Raw genomic sequence first — 17,054 nt, 5'->3', positions numbered from 1 at the left:
ATTATTACACTATCATCTGGGACATTTAACTTATGAAAACTATATTATCCATTTGTCTATTCTCAATCAGTTTCAACATTATGGCTTGTGAGAGTAATTTGCTTGATCATAATTTTAAGAAACTAGCCTCTGATGAAAGTATAAATCTTTGCGAATCGTACGAAGACAAAGTTATTCTAGTCGTCAATACAGCTTCTAAATGTGGTAATACTCCTCAATATGAAGGATTAGAAAGTCTATATGAAGAATATTTCGATCAAGGTTTAATTGTACTTGGCTTTCCATCAAATAATTTCTTTGGTCAGGAACCGGGAACTGAAGAAGAAATCAAAGATTTCTGCCGTTTAACTTATGGCGTGAAGTTTCCAATGTTTGAAAAAACCGAAGTAAAAGGCAAAAAAGCACACCCATTTTTTACCGCCTTAAATGAAGCTTCTGGCACTTACCCGACTTGGAATTTTCATAAATATGTCATTGGTAGGAATGGACAGTTAGTCGCAGAGATTGGCCCGCGGACAAAACCTCGGAACAGTAAAATAATCTCTATTATTGAACAAGAATTAGCGAAATAATAATTGCGTTGATTAGCATCCAATCATTAGGATACTGCATAATAAAAACTTTGCTTATAATTAGCATTATTATTCTGTCAGTTAGTCCCAGTCAATCTAATAACTTTTTTTTAGAGAGCGTAACTCAACTTAAATGGGAAAACCGAATAATTTTAGTTCGACCAAAGAATAACTTAAAAGATGTCTTGCTAGATTTTAAAATAGCAAAAAGCAAAATACTAGATAGGCATATTAACTGGTTTGTATTTTTTGAAGATAAAATTTATACAAATTACAAAGGTGATATTGCTGAGAATTTCAATAAAAACATGGTAAGAAAATATTTTTCTGTTGCTTCACTTAGTATGGTTTTAATTGGCAAAGATGGTACTGTAAAGCAAGAGGCAAAAGATTTTAATTTAAATGCATTCTTTGAGTTAATAGACTCAATGCCAATGAGAAAGATAGAAATGGAGAATTAATAGTTAGCTAAATATCAACCATCTCTTCTTCAGTTAACTTATGTGCTTTCTCCAGGCAATGGTATGCCAGTCGCAATAGATGTTTTGCCAGTGATTGCACTCAAATCCTCAGGTTCGACATTATATAGATTGGTTTTACCAGTACAACGAGCCATCATAGATGCTTCGCCTAAATTAGCCTTAACAATATTAACCAATCCTTGAACACGATCAGACTCAGAATAATTTGAGCTATAGACAATTTTATTATTTTGAATTTCGCCACCCATTGCTAATTCTGCGCAAACACCTAAAACAACAGCATTAGCACCTAAACCAATTAATTTGGCTGTATCAGTTCCTGAACGCACTCCACCATAATATATTAACTCAATTGCTTCTTCTTTTTTCATCTTGCGTAATGTACTAATCGCATCACGTAAAATACTAAAATCTGGAGTAGCAGCTAATTCAGATTCAGCGCTATCAAGCTTCCCCGTGGCATCTAGTACTAATATGTCATGTTTATTTTCCAGCGCGGAAGTTATGACTTGCTCTATATTTTCGGCAGAAGAAATTGCATAACCAACAAGCTGTTCACTTGTATCTCCAGCAAGTTGAATCGGCTTGCCATCTCCTTTTAAATAATACACATAGCCTGATGCTGTAGAATCAAGATCTTCTAAGGAAGTACTTAACTGTATCCAAGGTGCATTGTCATCAGGTTTCTTTCTTCCTAAATAAGGCGTGTTAGACAATGCACAACCTTGACTCATTGATTCAAAAATCTCTTGCGCTTCATTATCAAAACCCGTTACCAAAAATGGATGATGCAAATCAAGTTTATTGGCAAGATTAGTCGTGACTTTGCATGCTTCACGATAAGGATCAATTACCAGACGCGATAAGTTTGCGGGTAAAAATACAATGTCGTCTAAACTTGCTGCACGATTTTTTGGAAATGGATTCGTTCGAGTACGCAATCTTTTGTGCAGCATGGATTTCAACTTCATATGATCTGTCGGATTAGTGCGTGCCATCGAAAATATATCTTCACGATGTGACACTGAATAATCTGGCGAACCAGTTTCGGCATCACAACGATAACACCGTGATGCTTCATTACGTGCTGTATCCCAATCATAGGTTGCTTCAATTTCAGGAAAACTAACAGGATCATCACCGACTCCAAAAAACTCGGGATGGTGAGGATTAAATTTTTCCCACTTAATATCTTGTGCCACCGGTACTCTGCGCGTTCGATAAGGCGTTCTATAAGGAATTGGGATTTCAATATCATTTAGAAATGATTTCACATAGTATGCAGCGCGTTGGCCGTGTTGCATCGCCATTACAATAGTAGAACCACCAAATGCGCCATCTCCTGCTGCAAAAACTTTAGTGTCATCGGTACGCATGGTAGCCCAATCAGTACGCACACGATCGACATCCATTAAATTATGATTCTCCAAATCATCACATATACCTTTTTGACCAACTGCAGCAATCACCATTCCGCATTCAATGTCGTGTTCACTACCTTCTTCTATTTCTGGTTGACAGCGCTCATCTTCACCTTTTTCACCTAATTTAGTCTTTACACACTTAAGGGTTAGCTTCTCACCTTGTTCTTCAACAGCTACTTGCTGAGTAAAATAAATAAATTCTATCCCTTCTTCAATCGCACCTTCTAACTCAATCTTTCTTGCGGGAATTTCGCCAGGTCCGCGACGATATATAACTTTTACATTTTTACAACCAGGTAAACGTAATGCTGCACGACAAGCATCCATTGCCACATCTCCGCCTCCTACTACCACTACTGTTTCTGGCAATGTAGGACGCTCACCAGCATTAACGCGACGTAAAAAACTTACTCCATCAATGACATTTTCATTACCTTCTTCGCCTGGGATACCCATCGGCTTACCCCACCAAGACCCAATGGTTAACAAAACAGCATCATGCTTTGATTTTAGCTCATCTAATGAAATTTGTTCACCAAGTCCTGTATTTAAATGAATATGCAAATCAGGGAAACGCTTAAGTAAACGACTTATATCTTCTTCGATAATACCTGGGGGTAATCTAAATGCCGGTATTCCCCAAATCATCATGCCGCCTAATCGATCAGTCATTTCATATACATGCACTTCAAATCCTGCATCACATAACTCATGTGCAGCAGTAAGACCTGCCGGACCCGAACCAACAATAGCAACCGTTTTTGACTGCGTAGCTTTAACTGGAGTAGGCTCGTAGGTAGATCCTAATTTATCCATCACAAATCGTTTTAAATTGCGTATTTGTAATGGCCCATCACTATCAGTACGTCGACAAGCAGGTTCACAAGGCGCATCACACACGCGTCCACAAATCGAACTGAAAGGATTTGTTGCCGTTATTGCTTCAAATGCTTCTTCAAATTTCCCTTCCCATATATAACCTATGTAAGAAGGTGCATCTGTACCAATTGGACAAGCTACTTGGCAAGGAGCAGGAACATAATTAACATCAGCTGTATGATCTTCATAATCAGGGGGCACATCTGGCATTAATATTCGGTTAACATCATAGACAGTACTCATACTGCTTCTCTCACTTTAATATCTAAATCTGCATCACCATATTGAGGCTCGTAAGGTAAACCGGTAATAGCTGCAGCTTCTGGTGTTAATGCTACTAAATCGTCTCGACTAAATTGTGTTACATCGTCATATCCAAGTTCATTTGCAATTGTTGCAATCTGCCAACGAACACTTTCTAGAAAGCGATGAATATTTTGTGCTTCGACTTCTGGCTCATAACGTTTTTCATGCTCTGGGTCTTGCGTAGCAATCCCAGTCACACATTGCCCTACATGACACTGCATGCAAGCAATACAACCACCTGCAATAATAGTAGATGTACCTAACGCTACCGCATCGGCACCTAAACACAATGCCTTGACTGCATCCACGCCATCACGAATACCCCCCATAAGTACAACTTGAATATCATCACGTCTACCAATTTCTTCTAATGCATCCAGCGCTTCAATGATGGCAGGTAACGTTGGGATACCAACATAATCGATAACTTCTGCACTCCCTGCACCTGTTGAACCTTGCATGCCGTCCAACTCAACAAAATCAAAGCCATCTTTTACTGCTATTTTAATATCATCACGTACACGTCCTGCACCTAATTTAATGCTTACAGGTAATCTATATCCTGTTGCTTCGCGTAATTCTTCAACTTTTATAACAAGATCATCCGCTCCAAGAATATCTGGGTGTCTTGACGGCGATCGCAAATCGATACCTGCAGGAATACCTCGAATTTTGGCAAGTTCTGGAGTTACTTTTTTAGCCATCAACTGTCCACCTAGCCCAGGCTTTGCTCCTTGAGAAATATAAATCTCTAAACCATCTGCACGATTCATATCATGAATATTCCAACCAAGTCTCCCTCCCAACATTTGGAATATTAGTTGATTTGCTGCTCCACGCTGCGCATCACTCATACCTCCTTCACCAGTATTTTCAGCGATGTCTGATAAAGATGAAGCAAGCCCAATAGCTCTTTTTGTTGAAGCACTTAATGCACCATAACTCATAGGTGCAATCATTACTGGCATACTTAATTTAAGTGGTTCAGCACCGTTAATGCCGCCAATATCGGTGCGCATTTTTACTTTAGACAATACATCTGCATCGTTACCTGCAATCGATAAGTCTTTTTTGAAAGCTATATCAGAAAAATGTGGCAACGGCCTTGCACCACCATAACCTCGAATTCGATAACGACCTATTTGGGATTTAATATATAAGTCTTCTTGAATTTTTGGATTCCAATAATCGGATGCACCAGAAAACGAGAAAAATGGAATACTACGCATTTGTTGTTCAGAGGTTGCATAACGTAGTTTCTTACCTGCATTAACTACTTTTTGAAAGCTTCCTTTAAATGGAATTTTATAACGCTCTAAAAATTCCATTACCTCATCAATCTCTGCGCTATCAATATCTGTTATTTCGGCATCTGAACCTAAGTTTTCAACTTTACCTGCTACAAATATTTCACCTGCAGACATATCCTCGCCAACTTTTTCACCCGAATCACCTAAAATTATGATGCGTCCCCCATACATCATGTAACCAGCCATAAAATTTGCATTACCTTCACAACACAAGGTTCCCGCTTTCATCACCTGTCCTGCACGTGAACCCATGTTGCCGCGTATTACAATTTCAGCACCACGTATTGCAACTCCAGGAATAGCGCCTGCATTGCCTCCAACAATAACGGAACCTGAATACATATTATCACCAACACCCCAACCTACATTACTCTCTACTTCAAAATGCGCAGCATCACTTAAGCCTGCACAGAAATATCCTGCAGAGCCTTTTACCTTGACATTAATGGGATGAATTAAACCTACGCCAATGTGATGGCGTGCATCTGGATTGATTACTTCGACATCTTCACCGTTCTTACCGCATTGTCGAATTTTTTCATTACCTTCTCTAACGGAGGTTTTTGCTAAATCGATCGTGACCATGTGTTATAAGTTCCTGGTGGTGGTTCTTTTGTATTAAGTGCTTGCCCTGGGAATAATTTATTGAGAGAAACTTCTTCAGAAGCGATAGCTACCATATCCTCAGTTTCGTACATAACCATAGGCTTTACAGCTAAGTGATCTTTTGCATAACCAATTTCATCTTTTGTAGAAACAAGAAAAGAAAATGTGCCATCAAGATCATCAATTGAAGTTTTAAGTGCCTCTTTTAATTTAATTCCTTGTGATAGTTTATCGGCAAGATAAACTGCTATTAACTCGCTATCATTATCGGTGCGGAATTCGTAATCACGTTGCTCAAGACGTCTACGCATTTTCCAATAATTAGTTATTTGTCCATTATGCACAATTGCAACATCCGCAAATCCAGTGGCCCAGAACGGGTGTGCAGCTTCGGGCTTCACATCAGATTCTGTTGCTAAACGCACATGCCCCAAACCATGAGAGCCTGTATACTTACGTATGTCATAGCTCGCATCAACATCTTCTGCACCACCAACATCCTTAATAATGTCTAAGCTATTGCCAATAGAAACCACTTTTGCAGCTTGCTCAAGCGCATATGAAAATTTTTGGATATCACCTGAATAATTAACCTTTGCACGGTAGGTTTCTCCGATATGTTCTTCTTCAATTATGGATGCACCATTTTCCTTTAAGGATTGCTTAATTTGAGTAATCGCTGCCACTCCAATCTCTGCTTGACCGACAAATAGTCTTAGCTTTAGGGTATTTTTTTGCGCATCACCATATAGAGCAAAGCCCGTCGAATCAGGACCACGATGTTGACAACCATTGAGCATATTTACCAGTGCTTCACCAGTTTTAAAATCTGACGAATCCTTAAGCATAATACCTGCAATGCCACACATAAATTATTCCTTATATAAATTGATTAATGAGGTATCGAATGGCCAAGCGCCGAATACAATAATGCTGTGTCACAGTTGTGTTTATAAGCATTTAACTTCCCATCCCTAGCAGTCCTAAAGTGAATCGTTTTCTCCTCAGCATTATGGCCAGATTCTGTTGGTTTGGCTCGTTAAAGAGCTCTTAAAATAATTCTAGTTCTATCTACATTTGTGGAATCGATACCCATCAGTATCTATCATAACCGCTCAAATCAACATTTGTTTTATGCAAATTTGTGTTTATTGACAGTAAAATTAGTTTATTATCAATGTCTATATTAGTATATGTGTTAACAATGTCAATATATGCTGAAATCAGCAGCATAAAAGCCTGTCAATCAGGAAATTTCAAATTGCCAGTAATCGTTGATATTGCAGAAATTTGGACAAAGTAATATCAAATATAGCTTTTTCTAGAAGAATGTATTGATTAGATCTAGTCATGTTCAAAGATGATTAATAAAAACCAAGAGGTTTGGGGTTATATATTAGGGCACAAAGATTTAAGTTATATTCTATTATGTGTTGAAAACAGATAATTGCCTTTATAGAAAAGTAACTGCCTCTTCCCTCCAAATAAATATCTTCAATGGATTTATTCTCGCATTAATTTATTTACATTATCTATTTCTATCAAAACTTCGTTACGTCGTAGCAACGGAAGCGTCCAAGGAGGATTGTAAAAAGCGTACACAGGGTCTGATAGAATGATAAGTTCTTTATTCACCACATATGACTTTAGCTTTTCCTCATGCGAGCTAATGTTATTATTTGTATTCATCCCTGAAAACTGAATTACAGCAAACTCTTTTGAAGGAATCTCCTTAATTACAACTTTATTATTATTTGGCTTTGGGAGAGTATCTAGAGAATACTCTGCAGGCATTACAAAGTTAACTATCCACCCATCGTCTGCAGCAAGTTGACTAACTGGTGCCGTCATAGCAATTTTCTGATTTTGTTGCTGCATTACAGGCGCAGTCATCGAAATACTACTATTTTTTATATTATTGCCAAAGATATAATCAGCTAAGAATCTAAACCCCTCACTTATAGCTTCCTTTCGCTCACCTTGTACAGTCACTTCTGCAACTATCATCGGATTGTATATCCGAATTTCTATTTTGCCTTCAGATGAGAGAACTTGATACTTTGGATGTTCAACATTACTCATAATAGGCCCCCACGAAATGAATCCAATTAATACCAGAACGCCTATGATAAGAATAAGTTTTAACCATTTTCTACTCATAATTCCTCACCTCTAGAAGAAGATAAGTTTAACTCATCGGAAGTTTTGAATAGTACATGTACTTGAGAACTTCGGTATATTGCTCAATCTAATCTCTATCTCATTTTTAACGAGTTTACTTAAATATATAATCCGAGCTAATTTCAAGCTTACTTAATAATGTTTTATGAACAGGACATCGATCAGCAACCTCAATCAAACGATCTTTTTGTTGAGTATCTAATTCTCCTTCAATTACTATTTCCTTTTTAATTACCTCTACCTTACAGTTGTTTTGGTTGTGTTCTTTACAGTCTTCAACATGGCTTCGCATATGACTAAGCTTGACTTCAATGTTGTCTACCGTCCAGCCTTTATGATTACAATACATGCGTAATGTCATTGAAGTGCATGTGCCGAGTGATGAAAGTAATTGCTCATAAGGATCGGGGCCAAGATTATCTCCACCAGCAGCTTTAGGCTCATCCGATAACCAATGGTGGTCATCACTCGAAACTTCCCGCAGAAACTTTTGATTACCTTCTCCTATCAGCACTTCACCTTTATCTGCGTTATGAGAATTGAGACTATTAATTTGAATATATCGTTCTGCCCACGCAGCAATTGTATTTGCTACATATTCTGAATCATCAGGATCACTTAGCAAGTGGTCCGCCTTATCAAGCGTAATAAAACTCTTTGGGTGTTTGACAGCTACGAAAATACGTGTTGCTTCTTCAATAGACACAATTTCATCTAGAGGAGAATGAAAAATTAATATAGCTTTACGCAGTTTACTAATATCTGAAGTAGATGATTTTGCATTCAAGTCATCTACAAACTGTTTTTTAATATCAAATGATTTGCCCCCAATTTCTACTTCTAATGAATCTAGATGTTCAAGCTGTTTAACTTCACTCGGAAAATGCTTGAGAATATGATTTGGTGTTGATGGTGAACCAATCGAAACAACAGCTTTACATTCTGATATTTCTTTTGCAGCATGAATAACAGCTGTACCACCAAGGCTATGACCAATTAATAATTGAGGCGCACTATATTCTTCTTGTAGATACTTTGCAGCAGATAGAATGTCATCAATATTACTTGAGAAATTTGAATTACCAAAATCACCCTCAGACTCGCCAATACCTGTAAAGTCAAACCTTAAGACAGCAATTCCAGCGGACGCTAAAGAACGAGATATTCGAGAAGCTGCAAATATATCTTTGCCGCATGAAAAACAATGAGCAAAAATTGCATAGTATTTAATTGGCATCAAAGGCAATTCTAATGCTGCAGATAATGTGATGCCTAAATTATTCTCAAAATTAACTTTCTTTCTAATAGTCATATCTCATCCAATATTATTTTGTAGACGATTCAGTTAATTGCGAAAGAAGAATGTTCGCTTTTAACAAACAATTGCATGTATAAATTCGACTTTTTATAGACTTTCTTGTATGAGAATATACATTAAATTATATGGAGGAAACATGATTGATACATTATTAATGATAGGAATAATTATATCTGGATTTTCTATAGTGCTAGTATTTGCGAATGCAATAGTCAGTTGCTGCATTGATACATAGAAATTTTTTAACATTTAAGTGATAGTCAATGATCTGACTAAATCAGCTTTTATTATTCTATTTTATTTGATCCGCATTAATTGACTTAGAAGTAATGACTCAACTTCTGATTGTCTTTTTTGATCTAGAGTTGGCTCATAAGAATGTTTGACACTAGAAACTCGTGAAGGATCACAACTTAATCTACGATTTAATAGTCGTGCATATTCACTTGGAAAATTATTGTTAAACTTTACTAACATTTAAATATAATAATCCGATTGACCTAATAAGCACAAATCGAAAATTATATATGTAGAACATCAGATAAATCTTATAGTGATGGTTTGTCTTGGCTTGGCTATCCAACTAATTGGCATCGAAAATATCTTAGTATTATGTAGAAAAATTATGATAATACTTTCCCCTATTTGAAGCTATTATATCCTCTATACTACTTGTACCAGCCAGTCATACAAACACTGTAAATTTTATACACTTACCTAGAAATTATAATTTCTAATAGTCACTTGAATTGCATCAACTCTAATCAATTATTTATGGAAGAAAAAAGATACCTATTTATTTTCTTACTATTTGCGACAGCAATAGTTCTCTCTGCTTGCAGCTCTGAACCCTCTGTTACAATAAGTACAGGTATAAATGTACATAAAGCAAATGAAATTATTGTGGAAAATAAAGATGTCATTGTATTAGATGTTCGAACCCCAAAAGAGTTTGTCAAAGGTCATATCTCAGGCGCGATAAATATCAACATTCACGATCCAACCTTTTCACAACAAGTTGCTGCATTAGACCGAGAAAAGTTATACATAATCCATTGTGCCGTGAACCCTCGTGGAGGTCGTGGTGATAAATCGATTCACATTATGAATCAGTTGGGCTTTTCTAATTTATTGAGCCTGGATGGCGGCTTAAATGCATGGAAACGAGCCAATTTACCAATAAGAAACACCTGATCACTCAAATTGAAGAAAGTTAACAATTAGTGTTAACTTAATAGATCACTTAAAATTCTAAAAGGGCTCATTTATCGATCCTATCATTCTATTTTTTATCTTAGGATTATCTGCTGGCATACTTAAGTCTGAGTTGAGATTACCAGCACAAATATATGAATTTGTTAGCATTCTTCTCTTGTTAACAATTGGTATGAAAGGCGGCATCGAACTCGCCAAGCAATCTCCTTCAAGCCTAATTCCTGACATGTTAGCAGTCATTGCTATGGGCGCACTGCTGCCTCTAGTTGCGTTTCCAGTTTTGTTATACCTGGGTAAATTTAAACGTCCTGATGCTGCATCCATTGCCGCGCATTATGGCTCTGTGAGTGTAGGAACCTATGCGGTAGCTGTTGCCTACTATGAATCTAAAAACATTTCATACGAAGAACATATGCCATTATTACTCGTTATGCTTGAGATACCTGCAATTTTAGTGGGAATATTGCTGGCTCGCGGTCTCTCACGAGACACTAAATGGCGCTCTGTGGGCCATGAAGTATTTTTAGGTAAGGGAATTGTTCTATTAGTGGGCGGATTATTCATAGGGTGGATTGCAGGACCAGAGGGTCTAATAACTATTGAACCGTTATTTTTTGATTTATTTAAGGGAATTCTCGCAATTTTCCTGCTGGAAATGGGTCTTATTGCAGCAATGCAGCTAGGTTCTTTAAAGAAGTATGGATTGTTCTTAATTGCATTTGGCATATTAATGCCTATATTTTCATCAGTAGTAGGCAGTATTACTGGGTTATTATTAGGTCTCTCAATCGGTGGAGCAGCAATGTTAGCAACGCTTGCAGCCAGTGCTTCTTATATAGCAGTGCCAGCTGCCATGCGGATATCTGTACCAGAAGCAAACCCTACGTTATCGCTTACAGCTTCATTGGGTATTACTTTTACCTTCAATGTCATATTTGGTATTCCGATATACATAGAAATTGCTAACTTTATATATGGGCCATAAAACAACGTAATCATAAAAGCTAATTACATGCGTAAATTACTCACTGTTATAACTGAAACTGCTTTAGAACATATTTTGATAGATGAAATCGAAGCTTTAGGAGCAAAAGGTTACACAATCACTGATGCGCGAGGCAAAGGAAGCCGAGGAACGCGAAATGCTGGTTGGGAAACAAATGGAAATATCCGACTAGAGATTGTATGTGATGATGAAGTGGCAAATGCAATTACGACATTTCTACAAGAGAAATACTACGATAATTATGCAATGATAATTTTTACTAGTGATGTCACTGTATTACGCCAAGATAAATTCATATAAATTATATAACAATCATTTATTGTTTTACGAATTCAAATTATGCCAAACTATTATTTTAAAATAAGCATATTTTGGAACATTAAACTTAATTTAAACAAGGCATAAAATATAGACTATGAGTTTGCTTTTAACTTATCTTGCAATTGCGATTGGCGTATCATTTTTATGCTCTGTGTTAGAGGCTGTTTTATTATCTATAACACCCAGTTATGTTGAAAGTATCACTACAAAATATCCCAACAGAGGAAAAGTGTTATACCGTGTTAAGGATCGGCTTGATCAATCAATTGCCAGTATACTAATTCTCAATACATTTGCGCACACTATGGGTGCAGCCGGTGTAGGTGCACAAGCAGCAAAAGTGTTTGGCGTGAGATGGGAAACATTAATCGCAGTGATATTAACATTAGTAATACTATACTTCTCTGAGATAATCCCTAAAACAATTGGTGCAACTTATTGGCGGCAACTTGCTATTCCATCTGCAAACATTATCTATTGGCTGGTTAAATTAGTATATCCATTAATTTTAGTCTCTGAACTCATCACCAAGTCATTTAGAAAAGACAACAAACAAGAAGTTTCGAGAGAAGAAATTATCGCTTTAGCTTCATTAGGTCATCAGATGGGGTCGTTAATTGGCCAGGAAAATGAATACTTAAGTAATATTCTTAAGTTACGCGAAATTAAGACAGAAGAGATACTTACACCGCGTACAGTGATGCATTGTCTAGAAGCTAATACAACCATCAGCGAAGCTCTTTCATATAATGAGACAAAGCAATTTACACGTATACCTGTTTATCAGGATAATCCTGATAATATTATTGGATTAGTAACTAATCGCGATCTATTATTTGAAGAAAGAGAAGGAAAGTCAGACTCGCAATTACATAATTTTGCAAAACCAATAACACGTGTTTCTGAAAACCTTCCAGTACAACAGCTCTTAGATAGGTTTCTTAAAAAGCGAGAACATATGTTTCTAGTTGAAGATGAATATGGTCAAACAGCAGGAATAGTTACACTAGAAGATGCTATAGAAACAATGTTAGGCAGAGAAATTCTTGATGAGACAGATAAAATAGAAGATTTACAAAAATACGCTAGAGGAAAATACAGAGAAAGACTTCGCAATGACAAAAACAGTCAAAATACTGATTCAGATATTTGAATTAGATATTTGTTCTAGCCAATGAAATGTTCATTAACGCGCTAGCCACGCTACTAACAATTTGACTTCTAAATCACTTAGTCTTTTATCAAATGAAGGCATTTTCCCACTTCTTCCGACTGAGATGGTGTGAAATAATTGATCATCAGTATTTCCATACAACCAAATATCATCAGAAAGATTTGGCGCACCAAGTGATTGATTTCCTTCTCCATTAACTCCATGACAGGCGACACAGAATTGTTGATATAAATCCTTTCCTGTAACTGCAGTGGTGTTGTGAGATGCAGATCCTAGATCTTTAATATAATTTACTACATCTGAAACTCCATCATCGCCCAATACTGCTTGCCATCCAACCATTACAGCAATTCTTCCATGGCGAATTGAATGTTCGATATCATCTATAGTTCCTCCCCATTGCCAGTCATTATCGACAAGATTTGGAAATCTCATTGCTTGACCTCTTCCGCCTTCCCCATGACATGCTATGCAGTTTTGGTTAAATACTCTTTTTGCAGACCCCATTAATTCTTCATTCTGTTTCAACTCTTCAATCGACATTTGAGCGATTTTCTTTTTCATATCTGTATGCTCATAAGCATATAATATTAGTTTTTTATCTAACCTCCCACTTTGAGACCATTTTAATGCTCCGCTAAATGACCCTAATCCAGGGTATAACATCAAGTATGCTGCAGAGAGAACTAGCGCCGTTAATATCATCCAAAACCACCACATTGGTGCTGGATTATTACCTTCTTGTAAATTTTCATCCCATACTGGAGACTTGAATTCTTTAGGGGATGAGTTTGAATAGTAGATAGTGAATATTAACCACAATAATCCTGATACGCTGCCAATCGTAAGGACAATAATCCAGCCACTCCAAAATGCTGTAGGCATATCAGGCATCGAAATCCTCATCTTCTAATGGAATTTTTGCAGCCTTCTGCATACTTGAATTTGATGACTTTAATGATACCCAGATTACCACTGCGATCATGAATGCCATTACAAGCATATCTCCTGCGAATAAAAAATAAGCCATGGTAAATCTCCTTCAGGTCGTGCTATTCCTAAAATTTGCAAATAAGCTATTAGAGCGTCTAATTCTGTTTTGTCTTTTAAATCTGTTGCTGCGTTATTTATGTCAGTCTCCGTGTAAGGATGACCTAGTTTTTGCAACCCAATTAATTTTTTGGTTATGTCGTTCGAGTGATTGGCTTCACGATCAGATAACCAAGGATAAGCAGGCATAATTGAATTCGGTACTACACTACGAGGATTAATCATATGCAGTCTGTGCCATTCGTCTGAATACTTACCACCAACTCGATGCAAGTCTGGCCCTGTACGCTTTGATCCCCATAAAAATGGTCGATCATAAACAAATTCATCTGCACGTGAATATGTTCCGTAACGTTCTACTTCTGCAACTAGAGGTCTAATTTGTTGTGAATGACATGTATTACAGCCTTCGCGAATATATATATCTCTTCCAGCTAATTCTAGTGGCTTATATAAGTGTGTGTTTTTTCCAGGCGTACTGAGCGATTCTTGAAATAAACTTGGTAAAATTTGCACAAGTCCGCCGATAGATGTGACAAACAGAATACCAAATATGAGTAACCCTAAATTTTTTTCCAGCCTATGATGTAAGTCCAAACCATTCACGCTCTTGACTCCATTACCATAGGCGGTCTTACTGCAATGGTATGTCTACCAACAATAGTCATCAAAAAATTAAAGGCCATTAATAAAGCGCCTGATAAGAAAATCAATCCAGCAACAAAACGTAATAAATAATAAGGATTCATTGCCGCCATAATTTCAGTAAAGCTATATTTAAGTTGACCAATCTCATCTAAACTTAGCCATAGAACACCTTGTGACACACCTGCGCCCCACATTGCCACGACATATAGTATTGTCCCCAATAATGCCATCCAAAAATGTATGTTGGCCAAACGGACGCTATATAACTTCGCTCCAACCAATCTTGGTACAAGAAAATAATATGTACCAAATGTTATGAGTGCATTCCAGCCAAGAGCCCCCGAGTGAACATGTCCTATCGTCCAGTCTGTAAAATGACTAATAACATTGACACTTTTAATTGCCATCATAGGCCCTTCAAAAGTAGCCAAGCCATAAAATGCTAATGCAAGAACAATAAATTTTAAGGCCGGATCAGTTCGAAGTTTTTCCCAAGCTGTGCTTACTGTCATAATTCCATTAACCATGGAAGCCCATGACGGAGCTAACAAAATCAAGCTCATAACAACACCAAGATTTTGCACCCACTCTGGAATTGCATTGAAATGTAAATGATGTGGCCCCGCCCAAATATAGCTGTAGGCAAATGCCCAAAATGCAACAATTGAAAGACGATAACTCCAAATAGGTTGGCCAGCTTGCTTAGGAAGAAAATAATACATCATTCCTAGAAATCCACCTGTTAACAAGAATCCAACTGCATTATGCCCATACCACCACTGTACAATTGCATCTTGAGCACCAGCATAAAGTGAATATGATTTTGTTAAGGTGACTGGTAACTCAAGATTATTAACTATATGCAACATGGCTATAACTATAATGAGTCCACCATAGAACCAATTTGAGATATATATTTCGTTTATTTTTCGCTTGGCAATAGTTCCAAAAAATACAATTGCGAAGCAGACCCAAACGAGGGTAATAGCAATATCAAATGGCCATTCAAGCTCAGCATATTCCTTTGATGTGTTATACCCTGCTAACAATGAAAGCCCACCAAGTAATATTGCTATTTGCCATGCCCAGCAAGTAAACCAAGCGAGATTAGGAGCAAAAAGTCGGACATGGCATGTCCGCTGTACACTGTAATATGCAGTCCCCATTAATGCAGATACTGCGAAACCAAATATCACAACATTTGTATGGAATGTTCTCAGACGTCCATATGAAATCCATTCGTTATCCATGTTAAGTGCTGGCCATACCAATTCAGCAGCAACATATACCCCAGCAATCATTCCTACAATCGCCCAAAAAATTGAGAACATGACCAGTGTCGTGACAATTCGATCACTATATATTTCAACCGATAATGTTTTAGCTGGATCAATCATAGTTATATCCCCAGCGTGGGGCCAAATCCATACCCCCATAACACAACAGTAATTCCTAACAAACTAACGAAGGCAACAAGGAAGTAGCCTATTAGTGACGAGGCCATCAACATACCTCTCTCCGGCGAAGTACGAAGAACAATTGGTAAACCTCTATAAAGTAAGTACATACTCCAGAGAATCGTAGGAACCAGAACTAGAATATTGATAAAAACATCTGGGTATAAGTGAATAACACTACCGACTGCTATTGGTGCACCTACAATTGAAATCATCGCAAGATGAATGCCAAATGAACGTCGTGCTCCATAAGTGCTTGCCATCCATCTTGACACAATCGCTGTGCTAACAAAGCCAATCAATAGAGCAATAAAATAAGAAATACTGATGCCCAATAAAGTGTCATTAGAAAAGTAAAGTGGTTCGATTGTACCCAGATTCCAACCATGTTCCGTAGCACCTAAATAAGCAAAAACTGGAGGTAACATGCCAAACCAAATAGCTATTTTTAAAAAGACTGCCATAGGTGCAGGACGCGTATTTGCCAGCACTTTAAATACAGCTGTGGGTGTGAATACCAAACGCAATAATAATAATGGGGAAAATCCTTTATCCATACAATGACTATTTATGATTACTGACAGTGCTGGTTAATTTGAAGCCAAAATTGTTGTTATATATTGAGAAAGATAGCAGCTATCTTTCATCTTTCACCTGACATACATCAATTCAGAATTACATTTACATTCAAATTATTATAAATAGAGAGGTCACGTTGACTATAATATTGATAAAAGACTATACCGAGTCCTACCAATGAATATGAGATGGGAATTAATTAATAGATTAGAATATCAAGATGGAGACACAGTTAATGACCATTATTCTGATGCTATAGAACGCCAGTTAGAGAAAGGTAGTAAAGTAAAATTAATTTTTAAAATGTTAGACACTGATTCCAAAAAAGTATTGACAGAGAAATTATGGGTTGAAATATTACTAGTTCAGGATGATAAGTATTTAGGTCAGTTAGAGGATGACCCTAAAATAATTAATAACTTAGTTAGAGGCGAAATAATTGATTTTGAACAACGACATATATATGAATCAGAGTATATAAATCCATTTGACCCTAGCATTAAAGTTTAAACTAATTTACATATAA

The 17,054-nt window shown here is 37.0% G+C and carries 16 protein-coding genes; 7 read left to right on the top strand and 9 right to left on the bottom strand.

The features are described 5' to 3' along the window. Window positions 1-32: 32 nt before the first annotated feature. Complete coding sequence (locus R8G33_03260) at window positions 33-572, top strand: glutathione peroxidase (protein MDW3094672.1); 540 nt, start codon at window positions 33-35, stop codon at window positions 570-572. Between the two features lie 8 nt (window positions 573-580). Further along, window positions 581-1,033, top strand: coding sequence for a DUF4174 domain-containing protein (locus tag R8G33_03255; GenBank protein ID MDW3094671.1), 453 nt, complete (start codon window positions 581-583; stop codon window positions 1,031-1,033). A 38-nt stretch (window positions 1,034-1,071) separates the two neighbouring features. On the opposite strand, the gene R8G33_03250 is transcribed toward R8G33_03255, so the two are convergent. The 5 genes from R8G33_03250 to R8G33_03230 form a co-directional block, all read right to left on the bottom strand. Beyond that, entirely contained in the window at window positions 1,072-3,600 is a 2,529-nt protein-coding gene (locus R8G33_03250; GenBank protein ID MDW3094670.1) for an FAD-dependent oxidoreductase, read from the bottom strand. Beyond that, the gene (locus R8G33_03245; protein ID MDW3094669.1) at window positions 3,597-5,558 is read right to left on the bottom strand and encodes a glutamate synthase-related protein; all 1,962 of its coding nucleotides are present in this window, start codon (window positions 5,556-5,558) and stop codon (window positions 3,597-3,599) included. The genes R8G33_03250 and R8G33_03245 overlap by 4 nt, the downstream gene beginning before the upstream one ends. Beyond that, complete coding sequence (locus R8G33_03240) at window positions 5,540-6,448, bottom strand: amidophosphoribosyltransferase (GenBank protein ID MDW3094668.1); 909 nt, start codon at window positions 6,446-6,448, stop codon at window positions 5,540-5,542. The genes R8G33_03245 and R8G33_03240 overlap by 19 nt, the downstream gene beginning before the upstream one ends. 634 nt (window positions 6,449-7,082) lie before the next feature. Then, window positions 7,083-7,739: a heme-binding protein gene (locus tag R8G33_03235; protein ID MDW3094667.1), complete on the bottom strand. Its 657-nt coding sequence runs from the start codon at window positions 7,737-7,739 to the stop codon at window positions 7,083-7,085. Between the two features lie 115 nt (window positions 7,740-7,854). Beyond that, a complete protein-coding gene (locus R8G33_03230; protein ID MDW3094666.1) occupies window positions 7,855-9,072 on the bottom strand; it encodes a bifunctional alpha/beta hydrolase/OsmC family protein in 1,218 nt (405 codons plus the stop codon). Between the two features lie 780 nt (window positions 9,073-9,852). On the opposite strand from R8G33_03230, the gene R8G33_03225 reads away from it, so the two are divergent. The 4 genes from R8G33_03225 to R8G33_03210 all read left to right on the top strand — a co-directional run bounded on the left by R8G33_03225 (window position 9,853) and on the right by R8G33_03210 (window position 12,773). Then, on the top strand, window positions 9,853-10,272 hold the full coding sequence (locus R8G33_03225) for a rhodanese-like domain-containing protein (GenBank protein MDW3094665.1): 420 nt from the start codon (window positions 9,853-9,855) through the stop codon (window positions 10,270-10,272). A 73-nt stretch (window positions 10,273-10,345) separates the two neighbouring features. Continuing rightward, window positions 10,346-11,278, top strand: a complete 933-nt coding sequence (locus R8G33_03220) for a sodium-dependent bicarbonate transport family permease (protein MDW3094664.1) — start codon at window positions 10,346-10,348, stop codon at window positions 11,276-11,278. A 27-nt stretch (window positions 11,279-11,305) separates the two neighbouring features. Next, on the top strand, window positions 11,306-11,599 hold the full coding sequence (locus R8G33_03215; GenBank protein MDW3094663.1) for a transcriptional regulator: 294 nt from the start codon (window positions 11,306-11,308) through the stop codon (window positions 11,597-11,599). Between the two features lie 115 nt (window positions 11,600-11,714). After that, window positions 11,715-12,773, top strand: a complete 1,059-nt coding sequence (locus tag R8G33_03210) for a CNNM domain-containing protein (GenBank protein ID MDW3094662.1) — start codon at window positions 11,715-11,717, stop codon at window positions 12,771-12,773. A gap of 33 nt (window positions 12,774-12,806) precedes the next feature. Here R8G33_03210 and ccoP read toward each other — a convergent pair whose 3' ends face one another. From ccoP to R8G33_03190, 4 genes are all read right to left on the bottom strand, one after another. Then, window positions 12,807-13,688 (bottom strand): cytochrome-c oxidase, cbb3-type subunit III, encoded by an 882-nt coding sequence (gene ccoP / locus R8G33_03205; protein ID MDW3094661.1) that lies wholly within the window; start codon window positions 13,686-13,688, stop codon window positions 12,807-12,809. Between the two features lie 99 nt (window positions 13,689-13,787). Beyond that, window positions 13,788-14,441: a cytochrome-c oxidase, cbb3-type subunit II gene (gene ccoO / locus R8G33_03200; protein MDW3094660.1), complete on the bottom strand. Its 654-nt coding sequence runs from the start codon at window positions 14,439-14,441 to the stop codon at window positions 13,788-13,790. Window positions 14,442-14,446: 5 nt separating this feature from the next. Further along, window positions 14,447-15,889 (bottom strand): cytochrome-c oxidase, cbb3-type subunit I, encoded by a 1,443-nt coding sequence (ccoN, locus tag R8G33_03195; protein MDW3094659.1) that lies wholly within the window; start codon window positions 15,887-15,889, stop codon window positions 14,447-14,449. A 2-nt stretch (window positions 15,890-15,891) separates the two neighbouring features. Continuing rightward, window positions 15,892-16,506, bottom strand: coding sequence for a Yip1 family protein (locus tag R8G33_03190; protein ID MDW3094658.1), 615 nt, complete (start codon window positions 16,504-16,506; stop codon window positions 15,892-15,894). A gap of 199 nt (window positions 16,507-16,705) precedes the next feature. Here R8G33_03190 and R8G33_03185 point away from each other — a divergent pair, with 199 nt between their 5' ends. Beyond that, window positions 16,706-17,038 carry a hypothetical protein gene (locus R8G33_03185; GenBank protein MDW3094657.1) on the top strand — a complete coding sequence of 111 codons (333 nt, stop codon included), beginning with the start codon at window positions 16,706-16,708 and terminating at the stop codon, window positions 17,036-17,038. Window positions 17,039-17,054: the final 16 nt, after the last annotated feature.

This window comes from Gammaproteobacteria bacterium, from assembly GCA_033344735.1.
Taxonomy (GTDB): domain Bacteria; phylum Pseudomonadota; class Gammaproteobacteria; order UBA4575; family UBA4575; genus UBA1858.
Note: the sequence above shows the minus strand (reverse complement) of the source record. Positions and strands in the feature narration are given on the sequence as shown.